Source organism: Coriobacteriia bacterium, from assembly GCA_013334745.1.
In the GTDB taxonomy this organism is placed as follows: Bacteria; Actinomycetota; Coriobacteriia; order Anaerosomatales; family JAAXUF01; genus JAAXWY01.
In genome coordinates this window covers 17,311-32,763 of the sequence record JAAXWY010000029.1, presented here as the reverse complement: position 1 = coordinate 32,763, position 15,453 = coordinate 17,311, and the positions used below count along the sequence as shown (strand labels likewise).

The 15,453-nt window shown below is 65.6% G+C and carries 14 protein-coding genes; 5 read left to right on the top strand and 9 right to left on the bottom strand.

The window, feature by feature from the left end; translation table 11 throughout:
* From HGB10_08285 to dnaK, 5 genes are all read right to left on the bottom strand, one after another.
* On the bottom strand, positions 1-1,144 hold a 1,144-nt coding region (locus tag HGB10_08285; protein ID NTU71800.1), incomplete at its 3' end, for an AAA family ATPase.
* Positions 1,145-1,380: 236 nt separating this feature from the next.
* Entirely contained in the window at positions 1,381-1,788 is a 408-nt protein-coding gene (locus HGB10_08280) for a MerR family transcriptional regulator (protein ID NTU71799.1), read from the bottom strand.
* A 35-nt stretch (positions 1,789-1,823) separates the two neighbouring features.
* On the bottom strand, positions 1,824-2,966 hold the full coding sequence (gene dnaJ, locus HGB10_08275) for a molecular chaperone DnaJ (protein ID NTU71798.1): 1,143 nt from the start codon (positions 2,964-2,966) through the stop codon (positions 1,824-1,826).
* Between the two features lie 3 nt (positions 2,967-2,969).
* Positions 2,970-3,611 carry a nucleotide exchange factor GrpE gene (grpE, locus tag HGB10_08270; GenBank protein NTU71797.1) on the bottom strand — a complete coding sequence of 214 codons (642 nt, stop codon included), beginning with the start codon at positions 3,609-3,611 and terminating at the stop codon, positions 2,970-2,972.
* A 2-nt stretch (positions 3,612-3,613) separates the two neighbouring features.
* Positions 3,614-5,512 (bottom strand): molecular chaperone DnaK, encoded by a 1,899-nt coding sequence (dnaK, locus tag HGB10_08265; GenBank protein NTU71796.1) that lies wholly within the window; start codon positions 5,510-5,512, stop codon positions 3,614-3,616.
* A 373-nt stretch (positions 5,513-5,885) separates the two neighbouring features.
* Between dnaK and HGB10_08260 the strand changes: the two genes are divergently transcribed.
* Positions 5,886-6,074, top strand: coding sequence for a 4Fe-4S binding protein (locus HGB10_08260; protein ID NTU71795.1), 189 nt, complete (start codon positions 5,886-5,888; stop codon positions 6,072-6,074).
* Positions 6,075-6,165: 91 nt separating this feature from the next.
* On the opposite strand, the gene HGB10_08255 is transcribed toward HGB10_08260, so the two are convergent.
* From HGB10_08255 to lon, 4 genes are read right to left on the bottom strand one after another with little or no spacing between them, the layout of a single operon-like run.
* Positions 6,166-6,807 (bottom strand): TMEM165/GDT1 family protein, encoded by a 642-nt coding sequence (locus HGB10_08255; protein NTU71794.1) that lies wholly within the window; start codon positions 6,805-6,807, stop codon positions 6,166-6,168.
* A 23-nt stretch (positions 6,808-6,830) separates the two neighbouring features.
* Complete coding sequence (locus HGB10_08250; protein ID NTU71793.1) at positions 6,831-7,400, bottom strand: hypothetical protein; 570 nt, start codon at positions 7,398-7,400, stop codon at positions 6,831-6,833.
* A complete protein-coding gene (locus HGB10_08245) occupies positions 7,397-8,344 on the bottom strand; it encodes an NAD-dependent epimerase/dehydratase family protein (protein ID NTU71792.1) in 948 nt (315 codons plus the stop codon). The genes HGB10_08250 and HGB10_08245 overlap by 4 nt, the downstream gene beginning before the upstream one ends.
* Positions 8,345-8,381: 37 nt before the next feature.
* On the bottom strand, positions 8,382-10,790 hold the full coding sequence (lon, locus tag HGB10_08240) for an endopeptidase La (GenBank protein ID NTU71791.1): 2,409 nt from the start codon (positions 10,788-10,790) through the stop codon (positions 8,382-8,384).
* A 119-nt stretch (positions 10,791-10,909) separates the two neighbouring features.
* Between lon and HGB10_08235 the strand changes: the two genes are divergently transcribed.
* The 4 genes from HGB10_08235 to trxA all read left to right on the top strand — a co-directional run bounded on the left by HGB10_08235 (position 10,910) and on the right by trxA (position 15,443).
* The gene (locus tag HGB10_08235) at positions 10,910-12,952 is read left to right on the top strand and encodes a hypothetical protein (GenBank protein ID NTU71790.1); all 2,043 of its coding nucleotides are present in this window, start codon (positions 10,910-10,912) and stop codon (positions 12,950-12,952) included.
* A 63-nt stretch (positions 12,953-13,015) separates the two neighbouring features.
* Positions 13,016-14,149 carry a tetratricopeptide repeat protein gene (locus HGB10_08230; GenBank protein NTU71789.1) on the top strand — a complete coding sequence of 378 codons (1,134 nt, stop codon included), beginning with the start codon at positions 13,016-13,018 and terminating at the stop codon, positions 14,147-14,149.
* 11 nt (positions 14,150-14,160) lie between these two features.
* The gene (trxB, locus tag HGB10_08225; GenBank protein ID NTU71788.1) at positions 14,161-15,093 is read left to right on the top strand and encodes a thioredoxin-disulfide reductase; all 933 of its coding nucleotides are present in this window, start codon (positions 14,161-14,163) and stop codon (positions 15,091-15,093) included.
* Positions 15,094-15,119: 26 nt separating this feature from the next.
* Positions 15,120-15,443 carry a thioredoxin gene (gene trxA / locus HGB10_08220; GenBank protein NTU71787.1) on the top strand — a complete coding sequence of 108 codons (324 nt, stop codon included), beginning with the start codon at positions 15,120-15,122 and terminating at the stop codon, positions 15,441-15,443.
* Positions 15,444-15,453: the final 10 nt, after the last annotated feature.

Below are 15,453 nucleotides of genomic sequence, written 5' to 3'. Positions count from 1 at the left end.
TGATGTAGCGCTGTGACAGCACGGCCGCCGCCACGAGGGCCGTGTCCTTCAGCCGCACCCCGTGATGGATCTCGTAGCGCTCGCGCAGGCCGCGCAGGATGCTGATCGTGTCCTCGACGGTCGGCTGGCCGACCATGACCGGCTGGAAGCGGCGCTCGAGCGCCGCGTCCTTCTCGATGTGCTTGCGGTACTCGTCGAGTGTGGTGGCGCCGATCGCGTGCAGCTCGCCGCGCGCGAGAGCGGGCTTGAGCATGTTGCCCGCGTCCATCGCGCCCTCGGCCGCGCCGGCGCCGACGATCGTGTGCAGCTCATCGATGAACAGCAGGATCTGCCCGGCGGACTCCTCGACCTCGCGCAAGACCGCCTTGAGCCGGTCCTCGAACTCGCCGCGGTACTTCGCCCCCGCGACCATCGAGGCCAGGTCGAGCGAGATGAGGTCCTTATCGCGCAGGCTGCTGGGCACGTCGCCGGCGACGATGCGCTGTGCGAGCCCTTCGACGATCGCGGTCTTGCCCGTTCCCGGCTCGCCGATGAGCACAGGGTTGTTCTTGGTGCGGCGCGAGAGCACCTGCACGGTGCGGCGGATCTCGTCGACGCGGCCGATGACCGGATCGAGCTTGCCGTCGCGCGCGGCCTGGGTGAGATTGCGCCCGTAGCGCTCGAGCGCCTGGAACTGCGCCTCGGAGTTCTGGTCGGTGACCTTGGAGCCGCGTCGCAGCTCGTCGACGGCGGCATTGAGTCGCGCCTGCGTTGCACCGGCCCGCTCGAGCGCACGGCCGGCTTCTCCCTTATCGGCGGCGAGCGCCACGAGCAAGTGCTCGCTGGAGACGTAGGCGTCCTTCATCTTCTCGGCGAACTTGAAGGCGTCGTTGAGAACCGTGTTGAGCCTCGGGCCGACACCCATCTGAGCGGCGGCTCCGGATACCTTGGGAGCGGCCGCAAGCGCCTCGCCCACCGCCGCGTCGAGCCCCGACGGGTCGGCACCCACCTTCGAGAGGATCGGGCGGACGATGCCCTCTGCCTGGTCGAGCAGCGCCTTGAGCAGGTGCTCCGGTTCCACCTGACTCGCGCCGTACTCCTCGGCGATACCACCCGAGGCCTCGAGAGCCTCCTGTGCCTTGATCGTGAGCTTGTCGAGTCTCATCGTCGTGCCACCTCCATCGCGAGCCGGTGGCTCGCGTCAGCCTCTGTCGTCCTCACGGGACGATCAGCGTTTCGCCGTTCAAGCGGGCGCTCCGTGCCGCCCGGGTACCAGGTGTGACCACACCCACGCCACGGCCTGTCAAGCCGGTCCGCCCCATATCTCGCCGGCCCGTACGTTCTCGAGCCAGCGGACAACGGGGTTACGCCTGTCGCCGGGCTGCGTCTCGCGATTCGCCATCAGAATCCCTGCCTCCTGGCCACGGCGCCGGGCTGAACGCGGACGATCGCCGCGTGAACCTCGCGCCTGCGAGCGCGTTCCCCGGCTGCTCGCGCCGCAGCCTCGGCTCGCGCGAGCCGTGCGTTGGCGTGAGCCAGCTCGGCGCGAGTGCGATCGAGCTCGCGCTGCAGCTCGATGATGCGGACCACGCCAGCGAGGTTGATGCCCTCGACCTGGGTGAGTTGCTGGATGAGCTGCAGCCGGTCGACGTCGGCCTGCGAGTACAGCCGGGTGTTGCCCTGCGATCGCTGCGGCTGGATGAGCCGACGGCGCTCGTAGATGCGCAGCGTCTGAGGGTGCACGCCGGCAAGCTCGGCTGCGACCGAGATCATGTACAGCGGCCTGTCGTTCTCTCGTCTCATCGCGATCATCCTTCGTCGAAAGCGGCACATCCTGCCGCTGGCTATCCGATGTGGGCCCGAAGATCCTCGGTTGACGCCGCGAAGAACGTCTCGAGTGCGGACTTCTGCTCCTCGCTGAGAGACTCGGGCGTCACGACCTTGATGCGGACCTTCAGGTCGCCCTGGCCACCGCCCTTGAGCTTCGGTGCGCCCTTGCCGGTGATGCGCAGCGTCTTACCAGTCTGCGTGCCGGCCGGCACCTTGAGTCTCACCTTCTCACCAGCGGGCGTCGGGACGTTGATGGAGACGCCGAGCGCGGCCTCGGCTATCGAGACCGGCAGGTCCAATACGACGTCTGCTCCTTCTCGCGAGAAGTACGGGTGCGGCTTGATGTGGGTGATCACGTACAGATCGCCCGCCGGTCCGCCGGTGTCACTCGGCTCGCCCTTGCCCTTGAACCGCAGCTTCCCGCCGTCGTTGACCCCTGCAGGCACGTTGACGGTGACGGGCTTGCGAGTGCGCACCCGGCCGTGCCCGTGGCAGCTGCTGCACCGAGAGGCGATGACGCTTCCCTCGCCGTTGCACGCGGGGCACGGACGCGAGAAGCCGAACATGCCTTGGCCCTCGCTCGTCTTACCCGTGCCGCTGCACGCGCCGCAGGTCGCTCTGCTGGTCCCCGGCTTGGCGCCGGTACCGCCACACGTCGAGCACGACTCGATGCCGTCCACCTCGACTTTGGTCGAGGTCCCGGCGAAAGCCTGCTCAAACGTCACGTCCAGGCGCATCTCCACATCGCGGCCGCGCTGGGGCTGTGGCCGACCACCACCCCGACCGCCACCACCGCCGCCGAACCCGCTGAAGACGCTACCGAACAGGTCACCCAGATCGCCCATGTTGACGTCGGCGGAGTAGCCGCCCGGCCCGCCGAAACCGCCGGCGCCCGGGCCTCCGGCCCCGCGGCCCCCGGAACGATAACCGGGCGGCACCTGGCCACCGAAGTACTGCCCGTACTGGTCGTAGGCCTTCCGCTTCTCGTCATCCGAGAGCGTCTCGTAGGCCTCGTTTATCTCCTTGAACTTCTCCTCTTCGCCGCCGGCATCGGGATGATGCTTGCGGGCGAGCTTGCGAAACGCCTTCTTGATCTCGTCGGCGGTTGCTGACTTCTTCACACCGAGGATGTCGTAGTAGTTCGCTGTGGGGGCCATGGCCTACTCCTCGCGCTGAGGTCCCCCGGTCGAGACCACGACCATGGCCGGACGCACGATGCGCCCACCCATCTCGTAGCCCTTCTGGAAGGCGGCCACGACCGTACCGGCCGGCACGGTCGGGTCTTCCTGCTGGCTCACGGCCTGCTGTGTCGACGGGTCGAACGGCTGTCCGAGCGGGTCGATCACGCTCACTCCGTGCTTGCCGAGAACCCCGACGATCTGCGCGTGAACCGATGTCACGCCCGTGATGAGGTGCTCGATGTCGTGATCGGCCGATGTGTGCTCGATCGCACGCTCGAGGTTGTCGATCGCAGGAAGCAGCTCCTCGACAAGTCGCTCGGCGGCGCGCTTGCGCTCATCCTCGCGTTCGCGAGCTGTGCGCTTACGGAAGTTCTCGAAGTCGGCCTGGGCACGAAGCGCTGCATCACGCATCTCTGCGGCCTCGGCGCGAGCAGCCTCGAGTTCGTCCTCCATCACGTCACCACGAAGCCCGAACTCAGCCCCGAGGTCATCAAGCAACTCGGGATCGAGACCCGCCTCGGGGCTCCCTCCGACGGTACCGAAGGGAGCCTCCGCAGCGTGATCTTCGCGAGGACCGCGACCGGAGGTATCGCCGGTGGGAGCGCCGTCGCGTTTGGTCATGATTACTTGCCCTCTTCCTCGTCGACGACCTCGTACTCCGCGTCGACGACATCTTCAGTGGCGGCCGCGGCTTCGTCGCCGCCAGCAGCAGCGTCAGCCTCTTGGGCGGCTGCGTACACGACCTCGGCGAGCTTATAGCTGGCCTCCTGGAGCTTCTCGGTGGTCGACTTGATCTCGTCGACGTCGTTGCCGGCAAGCGCGGTCTTCGAGGCGGTGAGCGCCTCCTCGACTGCGGTCTTGTCGTCCTCGGGCACCTTGTCGCCCAGGTCCTTGAGCGTCTTCTCGGTCGCGTACACGAGAGTGTCGGCTTGGTTGCGAGCCTCGACCTCGGCCTTGCGAGCCGCGTCCTCCTCGGCGTGCTTGTCGGCGTCGGTGACCATGCGGTCGACCTCGTCGTCGGAGAGCGCGGTCGAGCCGGAGATGGTGATCTTCTGCTCCTGGCCGGTACCCGTGTCCTTCGCGCTGACGTTCACGATGCCATTCGCGTCGATGTCGAACGTGACCTCGACCTGCGGGATGCCGCGCGGTGCGCTCGGGATGTTCATGAGGTGGAACTTGCCGAGCGTCTTGTTGTCGCCGGCCATCTCGCGCTCGCCCTGCAGGACGTGGATCTCGACGCTCGTCTGGCCGTCAGCGGCCGTCGTGTACGTCTCGGTCTTGCGCGTAGGGATGGTGGTGTTGCGCTCGATCATGCGCGTCATGACTCCACCGAGCGTCTCGACTCCGAGCGAAAGCGGGGTCACGTCGAGGAGCAGGATGTCCTTGACGTCGCCCGCGAGCACGCCGCCCTGGATCGCGGCGCCGACTGCGACGACCTCGTCCGGGTTGACGCCCATGTGCGGGTCGCGGCCGGTCATCTTCTTGACGAGCTCCTGGACGGCGGGCATACGAGTCGAGCCACCCACGAGGATGACCTCATCGATGTCGCCCATCTTCACGCCTGCGTCCTTCATGGCCTGCTGGACGGGCTTGCGGGTGCGCTCGAGCAGGTCGTCGGTGATCTTCTCGAACTCCGCACGCGAAAGCGTGACATCGAGGTGCTTGGGGCCCGAGGCGTCCGCCGTGATGAATGGAAGGTTGATGTGGCTGGTCTGGGCGCTGGAGAGCTCCATCTTGGCGCGCTCACCGGCCTCCTTGAGACGCTGGAGTGCCATCTTGTCGGCGCGGAGATCGATGCCATGGTCGCTCTTGAACTGCTCGGCGAGCCAGTCGATGACCTTCTGGTCCCAGTCGTCTCCACCGAGGTGGTTGTCGCCGTTGGTCGACTTGACCTCGAAGACGCCCTCCCCGATCTCCATGACCGAGACGTCGAAGGTTCCGCCGCCGAGGTCGAAGACGAGAACGGTCTGGTTCTGGTCGCCCTTGTCCAGGCCATACGCGAGTGCTGCAGCCGTGGGCTCGTTGATGATGCGAAGCACCTCGAGACCGGCGATCTTGCCTGCGTCCTTGGTGGCCTGGCGCTGCATGTCGTTGAAGTACGCAGGAACCGTGATGACGGCTTGCGTGACCGTCTCGCCGAGGTACTTCTCGGCGTCGGCCTTAAGCTTCTGCAGCGTCATCGCCGAGATCTCCTCGGGGGTGTACATCTTGCCGTCGATGTCGACCTCGACGCGACCGTCCTTGCCCTTGGCGACCTTGTACGCGACCGTCTTGCGCTCCGAGGAGGTCTCCTCGAACTTGCGGCCGACGAACCGCTTGATGGACTTGATGGTGTTCTCAGGATTGGTGACCGCCTGGTTCTTGGCGGGCTTGCCGACGATGCGCTCACCGTCGCGGAACGCCACAACGGACGGCGTCGTGCGATCGCCCTCCGCGTTGATGATGATGGTCGGCTCTCCGCCTTCGAGGACGGCCATCGCCGAGTTGGTGGTACCGAGATCGATACCGAGTACCTTCGCCATTACTGACTCCCCTTTCACGTGCGTATCGTTGATTCCAGGTTCCGCGCCGATCAGGTGCGGTGGTTATCGAGTGCTATGGGCGGCCCCCGGGAGGTGCCGCTCGGCCATTCTGAAATCTGAGTCTTGCGTTGTCAAGTTTTCTGGCAACACGCCTTGTAACTATACCCCGAAATCCGATCCTGAAACCCGCCATGCCTGGGTCGCTCCTGGCGGTATGCGGACCCGCTCGGACACCGGACAACCCAAGCCTTGTGCGGGAGAGTGGCGCCCTTCGGCGAAATGTCCCTTTACACCACCCGAACCGCTCTGTATGGTACGCACGAAACCAGAGCCGTCTGGTCGCACCAGCGGCGCGCGAATAGAAGGAGACTCCATGCCCCGACCCATCATCAACGCGGACGACTGCTCGGCCTGTGGCATCTGCGTGGATGCCTGTCCCAATGGTGTACTCGAAATCGTCGGCGACGCCGCTGAGGCCGTCACCGAGGAGAACTGCGACGCCTGCGCGACCTGCATGGAGGAGTGCCCGATGGGGGCGATCACGGAGATTGAAGAGGACTAACTCTCTTCGCCGACACCGCACCGGTAGCAACTACGACGAGACGTCCCGATGGGGCGTCTCGTCTTGCGTGTGGGCTCAGCGGCGAGCGGCGTCAGCCGGTGAAGAACGTCGCGCCGATGCTCAGGAGTCCGAAGAGTATGAAGATCACGCCGGAAACGCGCCGCATCGCCAGCTCGGGCAGGTTCTTGCCCAGCAGGCGACCGATGCCGATCGCAACCGCGTCGGCGAGCACCATGCCCACCGTGGAACCGAGCGTCACGGACCAGAACCGGCCCGCAGTGCCAACGGAGTCGGGCGAGCCGAGACCCGCGAGCCACGACTGCACAGTCGGACCGGCCTCCTTCAGGTAACTCAGCAGCGCCGACCCCGGATCGACCGCGATGGCGAGCGTCATGATCTGCGTCTTGTCGCCAAGCTCGGCGAAGAAGAATGCTATGCCCGTGGCGATGACGGGCCCGAACCGGCCGCCCTTATCGGCGTCCTCCTCTTCGACCGTATCGCCGCGAAGCGTCCAGATACCGAATCCTACGAACAGGACGCCCGTGATCCACGGGATGACGTTTTCGGGAATCGCCGAGCCAACGAACTGGCCCACGAGCGTCGTGAAGAAGTGCACGACGAATGTGGCTACAAAGATGCCGAGCAGCACCTGCCACGCCTTGTAGCGCGTCGCCAGCACCATCGCGAGCAACTGCGACTTGTCGGCGAGCTCGCCGATCATGATGAGCCCCATCGCGACAAGGAAGATGTAGGCCACTAGTACACCGATCCTTCCGGCTTCACGGCTTTAAGCTCCGCCCAGACCCGCTGCTTGGCAACGGGGTCGGAAAGCGCGGCCTCGAATCCGCTGACCGCGAAGATCCGCCTGCCGAGAACACGAACCGGCGGCGAACCGGCGGCCGGCGCCTGGCAACCGAACGCTTCGGCGATGTCGGCGGCGGCCTGCTCATCGAGCGCGACGATGACCTTCGGGTCGACCGACTCGAGCTGCAAGCGCAGACGGTCGCTGGCGCGCTCCGCGTCCATCCCCTGCTCCGGGCGCGACACAGTGAAGAACACCTCCGCCTCGGCGAATCCGAGCGCAGTCACGGCCTTGGTGAGCGCGACCCCATCGGCGCCTGTCATGGCCCCGCCACCGGTCGCCTCGGCCGGGCCGGGCAACCCCTTGACCAGCGCGATCTGCGCGAAGCTCGCGCCCGTGGTCGCCACACGATCGCTTCCTGGCGCCAGCGAATCCGCTGCAGCAAGCTCTGCCTTCACGCGGGCCTCGTGAAGCGCGCGCAGCTTGTCGGCGATCACACTCGAGGTGTGGGTCTTGTCGCTCACGCGCGTCCGGCGAACCATCGCCAAGTCGTCTGCAGCCCCACGTCGAGCGTCTGGTTCGCCGTCCACCCGAACGTTGCCGCGCACTTTGCCGGCGACAGTGAGCTGCGCGCCACATCGCCGTGCCGCAGGGGACGGGAGTCGATCGGGCCCCAGTACTCGGCGGCCTCGCGCAGCGAGCGCAGGATGTCGTTGACGTTGGTTTCTCGGCCGGTCGAGATGTTGTAGGCGGGTGCATCGCCCGCAGCGGTACCGAGCGTGCCTTCGGCGTGCAGCGCCGCGACGATCGCTCCGACGATGTCGCCGACGTAGATGAAGTCGCGAGTCTGCGTGCCGTCCCCGAACACCGTGGGAGGCTCGCCGGCGTGCATCGCAGCGCAGAACAGCGCGACCACACCGCCTTCCCCGGCAGCGTCTTGACGCGGCCCGTACACGTTCGCGAAGCGGAACGAGGCGAAGTCGACCCCCGTCCCTAGCAGCTCCTCGGCGAGCAGCCCTTCGGCGGCGAGCTTTGAGGTGCCGTACGGGTTAACGGGCGCCTTGGGCGCTGACTCGGCAAGCGGAAGCATCGTCTCGTCGGGCTCGCCATAGACGGCGGCCGAGGACGCCGAGATCATGCGCACGGCACCGGCGGCCTTTGCCGCGGCAGCGACTCGGCGCGTCCCCTCGGCGTTGACCGCGAAGTCCCGCTCGGGGTCGCGAAGCGATACCGGGACGCTTGCCTGTGCGGCGAGGTGCACGACGGCATCAGGCGCAAACTCGGCCACGAGCGCCGGCATCGAGTCATCGAGTATGTCCAGCGTGCGAAACCACGCGTGCGGGTGGATGTTCTCGGACTTGCCGGTCGACAGATCGTCGATCACGCCAACGACGTGACCGCCCGAAAGCAGCGCGTTGACGAGATTGCTGCCGATGAACCCGGCGCCGCCGGTGACTAGGACCCGCATCTGACCTCCCGCTCGGGGTACGTGGGAGACGATGGTATCACCGCTTGGTGCGGCCGCCACCCTTCACCGGAGCACGCTTCGGCTTCTTCGCACTCTTCGAGTTCGGCGGGCAGGTGTCGCCCACGAGAGCGAGTGCGAGCACCTCGTCCATCGTGCTCACGGGGATGATCTCGAGTTCGGTGCGCACCTTGTCAGGCACGAGCTCCAGGTCACGCAGGTTGTCCTTGGGCACCAGAATCGTCTTGAGGCCGGCGCGGTGCGCGGCCAGCAGCTTCTCCTTGAGTCCGCCGATGGGCAACACGCGCCCGCGCAGCGTGATCTCGCCGGTCATCGCCAGATCGCGGCGGACCGGGCACCCGATGAGTGTGGACGCGAGCGCCGTGGCCATCGTGATGCCCGCGCTCGGACCGTCCTTGGGGATAGCCGCGGCCGGCACGTGGATGTGCAGGTCGAAGTGGTCCTGGAAGTCCTCGGCGATACCAAGGTCCTTGGCGCGTGTGCGGATGTAGCTGACCGCAGCAGTCGCCGACTCACGCATGACGTCGCCGAGCTGACCGGTGAGGATAAGCGCGCCCTTGCCGGGCATCTTCGTGGCTTCGATGAAGATGATGTCGCCACCGACCTCGGTCCAGACCAGGCCGGTTGCGGCACCGATCTCATCGCGCTCCTCGGCCATGCCGTAGGAGAAGCGCTCCGGCCCGAGATACTTGTGCAGCGTGCGCTGCGAGACGACGGTCTTGCCCTTCTTGCCCTCGACGACCTTGCGCGCAACCTGACGGTTGATCGCCGCGACTTCGCGCTCGAGACCTCGTACGCCCGCCTCGCGCGTGTGGCGGCGGATGATCTCGCGAATGGCGCTGTCGGTGATTTCGAGCTTGCTCGGAGTCAGGCCGTGCTGCTCGAGCTGCTTGGGGATGAGGTAATCCGTGGCGATGTGGAGCTTCTCCTCTTCGGTGTAGCCCGGGAAGTGGATGACCTCCATGCGGTCGCGCAGCGCCGGCGGAATCGTGTCGAGCATATTCGCGGTGGTGATGAACATGACGTTGGACAGGTCGAACGGCGCCTCAAGGTAGTGGTCCTGGAAGGCGTAGTTCTGCTCTGGGTCGAGCACCTCGAGGAGTGCCGACGTGGGGTCGCCGCGGAAGTCGGCGCCAACCTTATCGATCTCGTCCATCATGAAGACGGGGTTGTTGGTGCCCGCCTGACTGATCGACTGGATGATGCGGCCGGGCAGGGCGCCCACGTACGTCCGCCGATGACCGCGGATCTCTGCTTCGTCACGGACGCCGCCAAGCGACTGCCTGATGAACTCGCGCCCGAGCGAACGGGCGATCGAACGGCCGATCGAGGTCTTGCCGACACCCGGAGGTCCGGCGAAGCACAGGATCGGGCCGCGCATCTTGTCGGTCAGCTTGTGGACCGCAAGGTACTCGAGCACGCGCTCCTTGACCTTCTCGAGACCGTAGTGGTCTTCGTCCAGGATCGCCTTGGCCTCGACGAGGTCGAGCTTCTCCTCGGACTCGATCTCCCACGGAAGCCCCACAAGCCAGTCGAGGTATGTGCGGATGACGCTCGTCTCGGCGGACTGCGGCTGCATCTTCTCCAGGCGGTTGAGCTCCTTGAGCGCCTTCTCGGCGACCTGCTCGGGCATGCCCGACTCGCGGATCTTGGTCGTGTACTCATCGACCTCCGCCTGGACCTCGTCGTACTGCCCGAGCTCCTGCTGGATCGCCTTGAGCTGCTCGCGCAGGAAGTACTCGCGCTGGGACTTGGTCATCTGCTCCTTGACCCGGTCCTGGATCTTCGTGCCGAGTTCGAGAATCTCGAGCTCCTTCTTGAGGAACCGAGTAGCGGCCTCAAGACGGACGCGCGGATCAAGTGAATCGAGGATGACCTGCTTCTCGTCGACCTTGAGATTAAGGTGAAACGCGATGAAATCGCCGAGCCGTCCGGGTTCTTCGATTGAGTTCGCGGCGACGAGCACTTCTTGCGGGATCGGCTTGCCGAGCTCGGCTGCGCGCTCGAAGTCGGTAACGAGCGCCCGCATGAGCGCCTGCGTCTCCATATCGGACTCGGTCGATTCCTCGATGAGCTCAACGCGGACGCGGAAGTACGGCTCGCCCTCGAGGTACTCGAGGATGCGGAAGCGCTGCTGTCCCTCGACGAGCGCCTTGGCGGTACCGTCCGGCAGTTTGAGCTCCTGCATCACCGTGACGATGCAGCCGATGTCGTAGAGGTCGTCGGGTCCGGGATCCTGCGTCTCGGCCTGCCGCTGCGTTGCGAGCGCGATGAAGTGCCCCTCGCGCATCGCTGCCTCAAGCGCGTTGATCGACTTCTCGCGGCCGACGAACAGCGGCACGACGAGGTTGGGGAAGACGATGAGGTCTCGCAGTGGGATCAGCGGGAGCACCGTTGGAATGCTCGGGTCCTGGTCTCTCTGTGACATGGCCGTTCGCGTCCTCTCACGTATGTCGTGCGATAATCCGTTGGTGCCCAATGGCATGACATGGTACACGCCAACCACGCCGCGAAAGCGACAATCTTCGCTTCCGCTCGGAGCCGCCGATGATCCCGCGACCCAGCGCGCTGACCTCCGTTGCCACCGCAGTCGCGGTGGCGGCGCTTGTTGCGTTGGTCGCGGTAGCACCCGCCGGGAGTGCCCCTCCGAGCACTTCGACGGCCACGTCGACACCGATCGCGGAGCGCCCGGCGATGACGACATCGCTGATTTCCAGCGCGCCCGCAGTGCCCACCGGCGGTGCATTCGGCTATACCGCTCAAGTTCGCCTCAAGGACCGCGCCTCCTACCTGCAAACGGTCTTCGAGGTGTTTCGGCCGAGCGGGCAACTGCTCTTCAAGCGCACGCGGATCATCAACAACGCCGGCCCGGGAGTGGAGCGATTCTCGTTCGAGCGGGCGTTGACGGACGTGCTCACGCTCGATCCCGATGAGTACCCGGTCAGACTCACCGCCACTGCAAACGTCAACGGCACGACCGTGTCCTCCGAGACGTCACAGACACTGAGGGTCTACGACCGAGCCGGCCCCCGCGTGAAGACGGCGCTCGTGGTGCGCATCTCGGGTCGCCCCATGGCCGCACCCGATGGACGGTTCGTCCTCGACCCCGCGACCGCCTCCGGGGCGCGCGCTGCAGTGGCATCGATCAGCAGCCGGATCCTCACCGATCCCAAGGCTCGGATCACATTGGCGATCCCGCCGGTCCTGCTCGTCGAGTGGAGGCGCATCTCGGGCGGCTACACGCGCACGGACGGCACCACCGCGCGCCCGACCGATCCCGTCCCCGCAGCGTACAACGCGACGCTGTCGGATCTTCGCGCGGCAATCGACACCGGCCGTCTCGAACTCGTCACGCTCGGCTACGCCGACCCCAACCTCACCGACCTCGCCCAGCATGGGCTCGCCGCCGACGTGGGGCCGCAGTACGACGCGGGCATCTCGGGGGTGTTCGCCAGCCTTGAGGTGACTCCCTCGCCCGGCACCGTTCCGGCCGGCGCCTGCGTGCCGGCCAACGAGCTCACACTGCTCGCCGAGAAGGGTGTGCGCTACGTCGTCGTCGACACCGATTGCGTCCGCGACGGTAAGTCCAGGCCTGCCAGCGGCGTCTACCCGGTCAAGGGCGGCAAGCTCCTCGCGCTCGCGTTCGACGAAGCCGTCACTGAATCGCTCGCGAAGGGCGACACATCACACGCCCTCGACCACGCCTTCTCACGACTGGTCTCGTCCCCCAAGAAACCCCTGGTCCTCGCGCTCGAGATCGACAGCGATGAGCCCACCACAACGGACCTCGTAGGCCCGGCGCTCTCCGCGATCGAGGCCCAGCCGTGGATTCAGCTTGAGAAGGCCGGTTCGCTCAAGGCCCCGAGCGGCGCCGCGAAGGTGCGCTTGCTCGCCGGGCCGTCGACCAAAGGCGCGCCAAAGGGCTTCTGGACGACCGTCTCGAAGGCGCGCGCGTACGCCGACGCGTACTATGCCGCAGTCGGCGCAAGTGATCCCACGGCGACGACCGCGAACGCGCAGTCGCTCGTCGCCGAAAGCTCGTCCTGGGCGGACGGCAACCCCGCATGGAGCGACGCCGCGCGTGGCAAGGAGTTCGCTCAGACCTCGCTCGCAACGACGAAAGCAGTGCTCGATCGCGTCTCGGTCAATGCGGAGTCAATCACCTTGTCGGGTACGAGGGGCGACCTGCCGATCACCATCGTGAACAGCAGCGACAAGACGCTCAACGTACTTGTCACCGTGACATCAAGCGGGGGTGTGCACGTCGGCGGCGACACGAGCATCCCCACCACATTGCGCCCTCAGGAAACGTACCTTGAGGTGCCGGTGGATATGCAGACGAGTCTCTCGGGGAAACTCACTATCGAGGTCACCGCTGACGGGCTCGTGCTCGCGAAGCGTAACGTCAACGTGCAGGCATCGTATCTCGACCGGCTCGCCCTCGGCGGTGCGGTGGTGCTGGGTATGCTGGTCATGCTTGTGTTTATTGTGCGGAGAAGCCGGGCTGCAGAGCGTCATGACGGTGAATCACGAAGCGGGGCAGGATACACTGACGACGCAGATGACGACATACACCCAAGTTCGCGCTAACTGCCCGCGGTGCGGCACACGTCACCGAACGCGCGGGTTTCTGATTCCCGGAAGGCATTGTGCATGAACAAGATCGTGATTCTCGATACCAACGTGCTCCTGGCCGATCCCAACTCGGTGCTGTCGTTCCCACGCGCCGAAGTGGTCATCCCTGAGACGGTTCTCTCGGAGCTCGACAAGCTCAAGACCGCCCGAGTCGATCCGGATCTGCGGTTTCGCGGCCGCGAGGTCAGCCGGATCCTGTTCGAGCTTTCGGAGGACGGCTCCCTCGTCGAGGGCATCGACCTGCCTGACGGCGGCTCGGTCCGAGTCATGCCGTTCGACTCGGAGACGAAGAACCTGCCCGAAGGCGTGTCCACCCGTAACTCGGATGACCGCATTCTCGTGTCGGCGCTGCAGGTGTTTCGCGCATGTGACGCAGCCGACTGCGACGTGCGGCTCGTCACCAACGACCTGAATATGCTCCTCAAGGCGCAGACACTCGGCCTGCCCGTCGAGCGTTATGGTGACGGCGTCGAAGCGGGCTTCTCGAAGCGCTACATCATCCGCCCGTTCCAGCGGTACCGCGTGCCGATCACGATTCTCGCCGTGGCGATCGCGGTGTTCGTGGGCGTGCTGTTCATCGCTATGTACTCGCAGCAGGACCACGCGAACGGCACCATGCCCACCGAGTTCAAGACGCTCCTGACCTCAAACCAGCTCGCCGCGCTAGACGCGCTCGGCACGCTTCAGGCGAACCCGAATGACAGTGAAGCCCTCCTCAAGATGGCGAACATCTTCTTCGACCAGAGTGAAGCGGCGATGCAGTCCGACGCCGGAACAGCGATCACGTTCGGAGAGCAGGGCATTCGCTACTACGAGCGCTACCTCGCGGTCTCGCCGGGCGACAGTAACGCCCGAGCCGATCTGGCGACGCTCTACTTCAACACCGGTCAGACCGACCGCGCGATTCGCGAGGTCGGGTCGGTGCTGCAAGCCGACGGCAGCCACCTGCGCGCCAACTACAACCTGGGTATCTTCTACGCCCAAGGGCGCCGGGACTACGCTGCCGCCGAGACCCAGTTCAAGAAGGTCATATCCCTGACCAAGAACGACTCGAATCAGCACGCGCTCTTCCAGCAGGCGACGCTTCTGCTCGAGCAGGTCAGAAAGCTGACAACCAACCAGTCCGTCGACGCGTCGGGAGCAAAGCAGTGAGCCGAGAGCATATCGAGATAGCGATCGTGGGCGGCGGACCGGCCGGGCTGGCCGCAGCCCTGTACGCAGCCCGCGGGCGCGCCAAGACCGTCGTCTTCGAACGCGGACTCCCCGGCGGTCAGATCGTCACGACCGATTGGGTGGAGAACTACCCCGGCTTCCCTCAGGGAATCAACGGGATGGAGCTTGGCGAGCTGATGACCAAGCAGGCCGAGACCCACGGTGCGATCATGCGCAGCTTCTCACCGATCGGATCGATCGAGATCGACGACGAGGGGCACTTCGTCCTCGAGAGTGAGGGCGAGGAGTTCTCGGCGGATTGCGTGATTCTCGCCACGGGCGCCGTGCCCCGCAAGCTCGGAATCCCGGGCGAGGCCGAGTTCACCGGACGCGGCGTCTCGTGGTGCGCGACGTGCGATGGAGCGCTCTACAAGGAGAAGGTCGTCTGTGTCATCGGCGGCGGAGACGCGGCCGTCGAGGAGGCGATGTTCCTCACGAAGTTCGCCTCGAAGGTGCACCTGATCCATCGTCGTGACGAGTTCCGTGCCACGAAGTGCATCCAGGAGCGCTGCCGCGCCAATCCCAAGATCGAGGAGCACCTCTCACGTGTACCCGTCGAGGTCATCGGCGAGGACGGTAAGGTGAGCGCCATCCGGCTCGAGTCGACGAAGGGCGAGCCCGAGGAGATCCTGCCGGTGCAGGGCGTCTTCATCTTCGTGGGCGTGCATCCCGTAAACGAGTTGGCGCTTGAACTTGTGAAGCTCTCCGACAACGGGTACATCACTATCGATCACGATGGTCGCACGAACGTCCCCGGGCTCTATGCCGCCGGTGACGTCACGGATTCCGAACTGAAGCAGGTCATCACCGCAGCGGCGAAAGGCGCTTCGGCGGCATTTGAGGCATTGCGCTACATTGACGAAACGACAACCTGCTCGCTCTAGGGTAGCGAGCACGAAGGGAGATCTCGATGGCAGACCTGACTCAGGTCACCGACGCTAACTTCGAAGCGACAGTGGCGAGTAGCTCCAAGCCGTTCGTGCTCGACTTCTGGGCGCCGTGGTGTGGACCGTGCCGCGCGATGGAGCCGGTGCTCAAGGAGCTCGCGGAAGAGTACGACGCCGTCACCGTCGGCAAGCTCAACGTGGACGAGAACCCTGCCATCGCGCAGCGTTTCGACATCCTTTCGATCCCGACTCTGCTCGTCTTCAAAGACGGGCAGATGGCCAAGAAGCTCGTGGGTGCCATGCCCAAGAAGCGCCTCATCGACGAGCTCGCCCCGTTCATCGGCTAGAGCCGAGCAG